The 7,016-nt window shown below is 74.5% G+C and carries 6 protein-coding genes; 2 read left to right on the forward strand and 4 right to left on the reverse strand.

Annotated features, from left to right (window positions below; translation table 11 throughout):
• Positions 1–2: 2 nt before the first annotated feature.
• Positions 3–1,190, forward strand: coding sequence for a PP2C family protein-serine/threonine phosphatase (locus IH00_RS0127050; protein ID WP_031078059.1), 1,188 nt, complete (start codon positions 3–5; stop codon positions 1,188–1,190).
• On the opposite strand, the gene IH00_RS0127055 is transcribed toward IH00_RS0127050, so the two are convergent.
• Entirely contained in the window at positions 1,187–1,645 is a 459-nt protein-coding gene (locus IH00_RS0127055) for an ATP-binding protein (protein ID WP_039947474.1), read from the reverse strand. The genes IH00_RS0127050 and IH00_RS0127055 overlap by 4 nt on opposite strands.
• A gap of 172 nt (positions 1,646–1,817) precedes the next feature.
• Positions 1,818–2,291: a hypothetical protein gene (locus IH00_RS0127060; RefSeq protein WP_031078063.1), complete on the reverse strand. Its 474-nt coding sequence runs from the start codon at positions 2,289–2,291 to the stop codon at positions 1,818–1,820.
• 132 nt (positions 2,292–2,423) lie between these two features.
• Between IH00_RS0127060 and IH00_RS0127065 the strand changes: the two genes are divergently transcribed.
• Entirely contained in the window at positions 2,424–3,401 is a 978-nt protein-coding gene (locus IH00_RS0127065) for a GlxA family transcriptional regulator (protein WP_234334974.1), read from the forward strand.
• 13 nt (positions 3,402–3,414) lie between these two features.
• Here the strand turns inward: IH00_RS0127065 and IH00_RS0127070 are convergent, their stop codons facing one another.
• Both IH00_RS0127070 and IH00_RS0127075 read right to left on the reverse strand, forming a co-directional pair.
• Positions 3,415–5,889 carry a SpoIIE family protein phosphatase gene (locus IH00_RS0127070; protein ID WP_031078067.1) on the reverse strand — a complete coding sequence of 825 codons (2,475 nt, stop codon included), beginning with the start codon at positions 5,887–5,889 and terminating at the stop codon, positions 3,415–3,417.
• 61 nt (positions 5,890–5,950) lie between these two features.
• On the reverse strand, positions 5,951–7,016 hold a 1,066-nt coding region (locus IH00_RS0127075), incomplete at its 5' end, for a response regulator (protein ID WP_031078069.1).

Raw genomic sequence — 7,016 nt, forward strand, 5'->3', positions numbered from 1 at the left:
CGATGCTGGAGTTCGAAAGATCCCTGCGCGCGGCAGCTCCGCACGCCCTGGTCGACACCGCGCGGGACAGGATCGTCACGGTGTTCGGCGCGACCGGCGTCGAGCTGCTCCTCGCCGACTACGGCCTCACCGTCCTGCAGCCCGTGGACGCGGCCGGCGACACGACGCTGGCCCTCCCCCTGCACGACAGCGCGGAGGGGCGCGCCTTCGGCAGCCAGGAGCCCCGGGCCGACGCGCCCCGCGACGGGCAGGTGGCCCACCACCTTCCGGTCACCGTGCGCGGCGAACGGCTCGGCGTCCTGACCGTACGGCTCCCGCAGGACCGGTCGACGCCCGAGGCGGTGGCGGAGCTGGCCCATGTCGCCGCCCTGCTGGGGCACGAGATTCTGGTCGCCGAGCGCGACACCGACCTCTACCAGCGGGCACGGCGGGTCAATCGCCTGACGCTCGCGGCCGAGATGCAGTGGCAGCTGCTGCCGGGCCGGGCGTGTGCGCAGCGCGAGTTCGAGATCGGGGCCCAGCTGGAACCGGCGTACGCGGTCCACGGCGACAACTTCGACTGGTCCTCGGACGACACCGGCCTCACCCTCGCGGTCACCAACGGCATGAGCGAGGGGATCAAGGCGTCGCTGCTGACCAACCTCGCTGTCAACGCCCTGCGCAACGCGCGCCGGGCCGGTATCGGCATCGCCGACCAGGCGGCGCTGGCGGACCAGGCCGTGTACGCCCAGCACCACGGGGCCCTCTACGTCTCCACGCTGCTGATGCACTTCGACCTGGCGACCGGCCGGACGCTGGCGGTGGACGCCGGCTCGCCGCAGCTGTGGCGGCGGCGCGGACGCTCCGTGGAGCGCGTCCACCTCGACGCGCAGCTGCCGCTGGGCATGTTCGAGGAGTCGGACTACCGCCCGCAGACGGTGGACATCCGCCCTGGCGACCGGCTGCTCGTGGTCAGCGACGGTGTCTACCGGGCGGCCTCGCCGCGCGGCGAGGCGTACGGCGAGCGGGCGCTGGTGCGGGCCGTCCAGTCCACCGGTCTGCTGCCGGCGGCGGCCGTGCCCGGCGCGGTGCTCCGCGAGCTGGCCGCACACCGGGGCGCGGACACGACGGACGACGCGCTCGTGCTGTGCCTGGACTGGCACGGCCGGACGGACGCCGCCGGGAGTGAGGCCGGGGCCGGGGACGCCTAGGAAGCGTCCGCCCCTTCGTCCAGCAGGAACTCGGCCCGGATCCGCTTGCCGACCGGGACGCTCTCGACCGTGACCCGGTGGCAGAGGGCATGGACGATCTCCATGCCGTGTCCGCCGACACGAGCGGGGTCCCGTGCGTACAGCAGCGGCCCGACGGCGTTGCCGTCGTACACGGTGACGGCCAGCCATCGGGCGCAGCCTTCGAGTTCGAGCACGTACGGCCCGTCGCTGTGCCGGTCGGCGTTGGTCACCAGTTCACTCACGACCAGCCGTACGTCCTGTTCCGTACGGGCGGGCAGCACGGCCAGCCATTCGGCGGCGAGCTGCTGGAGGAAGCCGTCGGCGAAGGCCCGGGCAGCCGCGATGCAGCCCGGCTCCCCCGTGTACTCCGCGGCCTTGCGGAGCGGCGGGAGCGGCCCCAGCGGGCTGGCGGGGGGACGTTTCTCTGTTGTCATCTCGGTGGTCATGTACTCCTGCCCCGTCGACGGAAGGCACACCGGCCACGTCGTTTCCCCCTTACCCCGTCCGGCCCGGTGCACTCCCCCCTTGTCCGGATCCGCGTCGGCGGGGCCCCGAGGGGGATTGCGCACCCGCACGACGGAGGACCGTCGCCCCGGCGGCACGGGGTCAGTGAGCCAGGACGACGAGCGCGACGGCGCCGAGGAGGTCGACGACGCAGCACCACTCCGACCAGCCCCGGGGAACGACCTTCCGGCTCCGGTAGTGCGCGAAGTCCCACACGGCGTGCCCCAGCCAGCCCGCGGCGAGCACATAGCGGGCGAGAGTGCCGTCGGACACCAGGGCGGCCAGCGCCAGGGCGCCGAAGCCGGCCAGCCCGGCGACCTGGACGGCGAGCACTCCCCGGCCCTTGAACTCGCCCCGGGCGAACCCGAAGACCAGATAGCAGACGGGCATGATCGCCAGCAGCCACGCCAGGCGCTCCAGAGGGGGAAGGCCGTCGCCGAACGTGGCGGCCACCACCACGAGGGCGAGCAGCGTGGGCCAGCGGTGCAGCACGGCGGCGAACAGCCCCGGGGACGCGCCCCCGGGCTCCTGCCGGCCCCGCGTGGGCGTGTCGCGGTCCGGTGTGGTCTCGAGCATGAGGTGCCTCCCCCTGTGATGGCCGTCATGGCGTCCTCCCACTGTTCGCCGGACGGGCGGGCACGTCGCCGGGGAGCGCGGCTCATGTCACGAACCTTGGGGTGCGGGTCCTTTCCCCCTAGGGTCGTGGGCGTGGAGGAACGGTTGGTCGTCGTCGTCGGCTACGAGGCCGCGGAGCTGCTCGACATCGCGTGCGTGACGACGTCCCTGGCCATGGCGAACGGGATCGGCCGCCCCGGCGTTCCCTACCGGGTGTGCCTGGCCAGCCCCGGTGGTGCGCCGGTGGTCTGCGGCTCGGGGCTGACGCTGCAGGGCCAGCGGTCCCTCGAACGTGTCACCGGCCCGGTCGACACCCTGCTGGTCTCCGGCGGTCTGGGACACGAGCGGGCCGCCGCCGACCCACGCCTCGTCGCGCACGTCCGGCGCCTGGCCCGGGACAGCCGCCGGGTGGCCTCGGTGTGCACCGGTGCGAGCGTGCTGGCGGCGGCCGGACTGCTGGACGGCCGCCGGGCCACCACGCACTGGCGGTACGCGCACCGGCTCGCCGCCCGCCACGGGGAAGTCACCGTCGATCCCGATCCCATCTGGATCCGCGAGGGGAACGTCTACACCGCCGCGGGCGTCACCAGCGCTCTGGACCTGACGCTGGCCCTGATAGCGGAGGACCACGGTGAGGAGCTGTCCCGCGAGGTGGCGAGGAACCTGGTCGTCTACCTCCAGCGCCCGGGCAACCAGGCGCAGATGAGCATGTTCGTCGCCGCCCCCGCGCCCGCGAACGACCTGGTGCGCCGGCTCGTGGAGCACATCGCCGGGCATCCCGACGGTGATCTGACCACGGTCGCGCTGGCCGCCCGCGCGGGGGTCACCCCGCGCCATCTCACCCGCCTGTTCCGGGAGCACCTGGGCCGGACACCGGGGAAGTACGTCCGCAGGGCCCGCTGCGAGGCGGCCGCCCACCTGCTGGTGACGACGACGCTCCCGGTCGCGAGCGTGGCCGTCCGCTGCGGGTTCGGCTCGGCCGAGGCGCTGCGCCAGGCCTTCACCGACCGGTACGGCATCTCCCCGTCGCGCTACCGGACGGTGCAGGTCGCCGGGCGTCCCGCCCGCTGAGGGCGGGGGCCGCTCACCTCACCCGCATCCCGATGATGCAGGTGTCGTCGTCGGTGTCCGACCTGCTGTGCGTGAGGAGGCTGTCGAGGCGGTGCTCGAGTGACGGGGCGTGGGTGCGTGCCGTGTTCACCAGGTGCGCGAGGGCGTCCTGGACGGACAGGTCCTTCCGCTCGATCAGGCCGTCGGTGTACATCAGCAGGACGTCGCCCTCGTCGAGCTGCACCTCGCCCTCCGTGTAGTCGGCGTCGGCGAGGGCGCCGAGGAGCATGCCGCCCACGAGGGGCAGCGTCCGCGCCTCGCCGCCGCGTACCAGTACGGGCGGCAGGTGCCCGGCCCGGGCCCACCGCAGCGCACGGGTCTCCGGGTGGTAGATGCCGCACACCACGGTGGCGGTGACCTGCTCCGTCAGGTGGTGGGCCACGATGTTGAGCCAGGACAGCAGTTGGGCGGGGCCCGCCCCGGTGACCGCCAGGCCGCGCAGGGCGTTGCGCAGGACCACCATGCTGGTCGCGGCCTCGATGCCGTGTCCCGCGACGTCACCGACGCACAGCAGGACGTCCTTGGAGGGCAGGACGACCGCGTCGTACCAGTCGCCGCCGACCAGGGAGTCCGACTCCGCCGGCCGGTAGCGGACGGCGACGTCCAGGCCGGGCACGGCGAGCGGCGCCCGGGTGGGCGGCATGATGGCGTGCTGGAGCTGGAGGGCGAGCCGGTTGCGCTCCTCCGCCTGCTGCTCGCTGTGGGCGAGCCGGTCGCGCGTGGCGGCCAGCGCCACCTCCGTCCAGTGCTGGGAGGAGATGTCCTGGTAGGCGCCGCGGACGGAGAGCAGCCGGCCGTCGTCCCCGAGCACCGGCTCGGCCACCACCCGGATGTGGCGGGTGACCTTGTCGGAGCGCTGCAACCGGAAGGCGACCGAGGCGCGGCGCCGCTGGTGCAGGACGGTGCGCAGGAACCGCCCGATGGCGACGGCGTCGTCGGGGTGGGCGTGCGCCGGGAGGTCCTCCAGCGGGACGGGGGCCGCGGTGGGCGGCAGGCCGCGCAGCTCGTACAGCTGGCGGTTCCACACGATCTCGCCGCTGCGGACGTTCTCCTCGAACCCTCCGATGCGGCCGAGGCGCTGGGCGTGCTGCAACAGGCTCGCCAGGCGGGCGGTTTCGTCCTCCACGCGCCAGATGAGCAGGACGCCGGAGCCATGGCGTGTGATGCTGACGTCGGCGACGGTGGTGAGCGGGACCTGCTCGACCAGCGTGGTCAGGGTCATCCGCTCGGCGCGGAACGCTTCGCCGGTCGCGTACACGCGCTGGACCTGGTCGAACAGGTCCCCGGCGCCGGCGGCCATCGGGTACGCCTCGAGGAACAGGGCACCGTTGACGGCGCTGCGGGGCCGTCCCGTCGGGTCGACGAACCGGCTGTTGGTGTGGTGGATCCGGAAGTCGGTGAGCCGGCCCTCGGCGTCGAGGTGCGGCAGCAGGACCAGCGCGGAGTCGTACAGGCCCTCGGCCAGTTCCACCAGTTCGGTGACGTACGGGAGCGGCGCCGCGACGGCCGGGGACCGCTCCCCCGCGGTGTGCGGTTCCCCCTCCAGGGTGCGGGCGCACAGCTCGGCGAGGGCCTCGAACTGCCGGGCGACCTGCGGCGGCTGGGCTTCCAGCGGGTGCGGCCAGCAGATCTCCAGGACGCCATGGATGCGCCCCCCGGTGCCCGCGGGGACGGCCGTCCGGCCGCTGTCGGGGTGCTCGAGGCGGCCGATGGAGGGGATGCCGTCCCGCGCCAGGGACCGGATCGCGATGGTCCGGCGTTCGGTCAGGGCGCGCCGGGCCACCGTGGTGACGCCGGGCGGCACGTACCGCCAGCGCTGCGCCTCCCCCGGGGCGAACCCGGCGTGACCCGCCAGGGTGAGTGAGGCGTCCGAGCCGGCGAGCCACACGGCGACCGCGTGGGCGCCGAGCGGCAGCAGGGCGTGCTCCAGGAGGGATTCCGCCACTGCCTGGGTGTCGTCCGCCGCCAGGGCCGCGGACTCGGCGGTCCGCAGGCGCACGGCGACGGACCGCGTGCCGGGGTCGCCGGCGGGGTCCGGTGACTCGGCCGGGGCGTCCGGCGGTGATCCGGTCCCGGTGCGCCGGACGAACTCGGCGGCGATCTCGGCGAACCGGTCACGGGCCGCCTGGTTGATGACGTCCGCGGCCAGCTCCAGCTGCGACACCCCGGCCTGGTCCGCCAGCGTCTGCAGCTGGCGCGCCGCCTCCGCCGGGGCGCACCGCAGCCGTTCGACGAGCATGCCCTTGGCCAGTTCGACGAGTGCGCGCCCGTCGGCCGCGGCCTGGGCGGCCCGGACCTCGCGGCGCAACCGTTCCACCGTGGCGGCGAGCCGGCCGATGGCCTCGGTGTGCTGCCGGTCCCCGGGCGCGCCGCCCTCCGCCGGCCGGCTGGACGGCAGCGGCGGGCCGGCGTCCCCGGCGGGCGTTTCGGTGTACTCGGACGTGGTCATGGCGCTGGGGGCCTCTCGTCGGCGGGCGTGCCGGGCGGGACCGGGAGCGGATCGCGGTCCGTCATCGGCTCGCCCGGCTGAGCCAGTGCCGCACCCGGGCGACGAGGTCGTCTGCGTCCACCGGCTTGGTGACGTAGTCGCTGGCCCCGGCGGCGAGGCTCTTCTCCTGATCGCCGGGCATCGCCTTGGCCGTGACGGCGATGATGGGCAGGCCGGCGTGCGCGGGCATGCGGCGGATCTCCGCGGTGGCCGCGTATCCGTCCATCTCGGGCATCATCACGTCCATCAGGATCAGGTCGATGCCGGGGTGCCGGTCGAGGGCTTCGATGCCCTCGCGTCCGTTCGCCGCGTGCAGGACGTGCACGCCGTGCATCTCCAGGATGCCGCTGAGGGCGTACAGGTTGCGGGCGTCGTCGTCCACGACCAGGACGGTGCGGCCAGCGAGCCGGCCGTCCACGGGCTGGGGCGGGTGCTCGGCCGTACCGTCGCGGCGTACCAGGGGCAGGACATCGCCGGGCTGCTCGGCGGACAGGTGCAGCGTGATGCGTTCCCGCAGCTCGTCGAGGCCGGAGAGGAGTTCCAGCGGACGCGCGTCGGCCCGGGACTGCAGGGCTCGTTCGTCGGCGGGCGCGAGCCGCCGGTTGTTGTGGGCGAGGACGGGTACGGCGCTGAGGGCGGGGTCGCCGTCGACGGCGTCCAGGAACCGCAGCGCCTCGCCGCCCGCCATGTCGAGTTCGAGTACGACGCAGTGGAACGCCTCGGCGGCGAGGGCGGCCGCCGCCTCCTGTGCGCCGACCGCGGTGATCACTTCGACGTCGGCGCTGTCGCGGTCGCCGAGACCGCGGTTCCCGGCGAGGTCCTGGGCCGCGCTCTCGGCGACGAGGGAGAGCAGACCGCGGGGCCGCTCCTCGATGACCAGCAGGCGCCGCTGCTGTCTCGGCACGGCAGGGGACGGTACGGCGGGGCGGCGGCCGGCGTCCGGCGTCCCGGTGGCACCGGTGTCGTGGGCGCCGGCGGCCGTGGTGCGGGTTTCCGCCCGGGCGGCCGGGCGTTCGGCGAAGTCGGTGCGGGCGGCCGGAAGGTAGAGGGTGAAGGTGCTGCCCTCCCCCGGAACGCTGGCGACGCTC

The sequence above is a fragment of the Streptomyces sp. NRRL S-118 genome (assembly GCF_000716335.1).
In the GTDB taxonomy this organism is placed as follows: Bacteria; Actinomycetota; Actinomycetes; order Streptomycetales; family Streptomycetaceae; genus Streptomyces.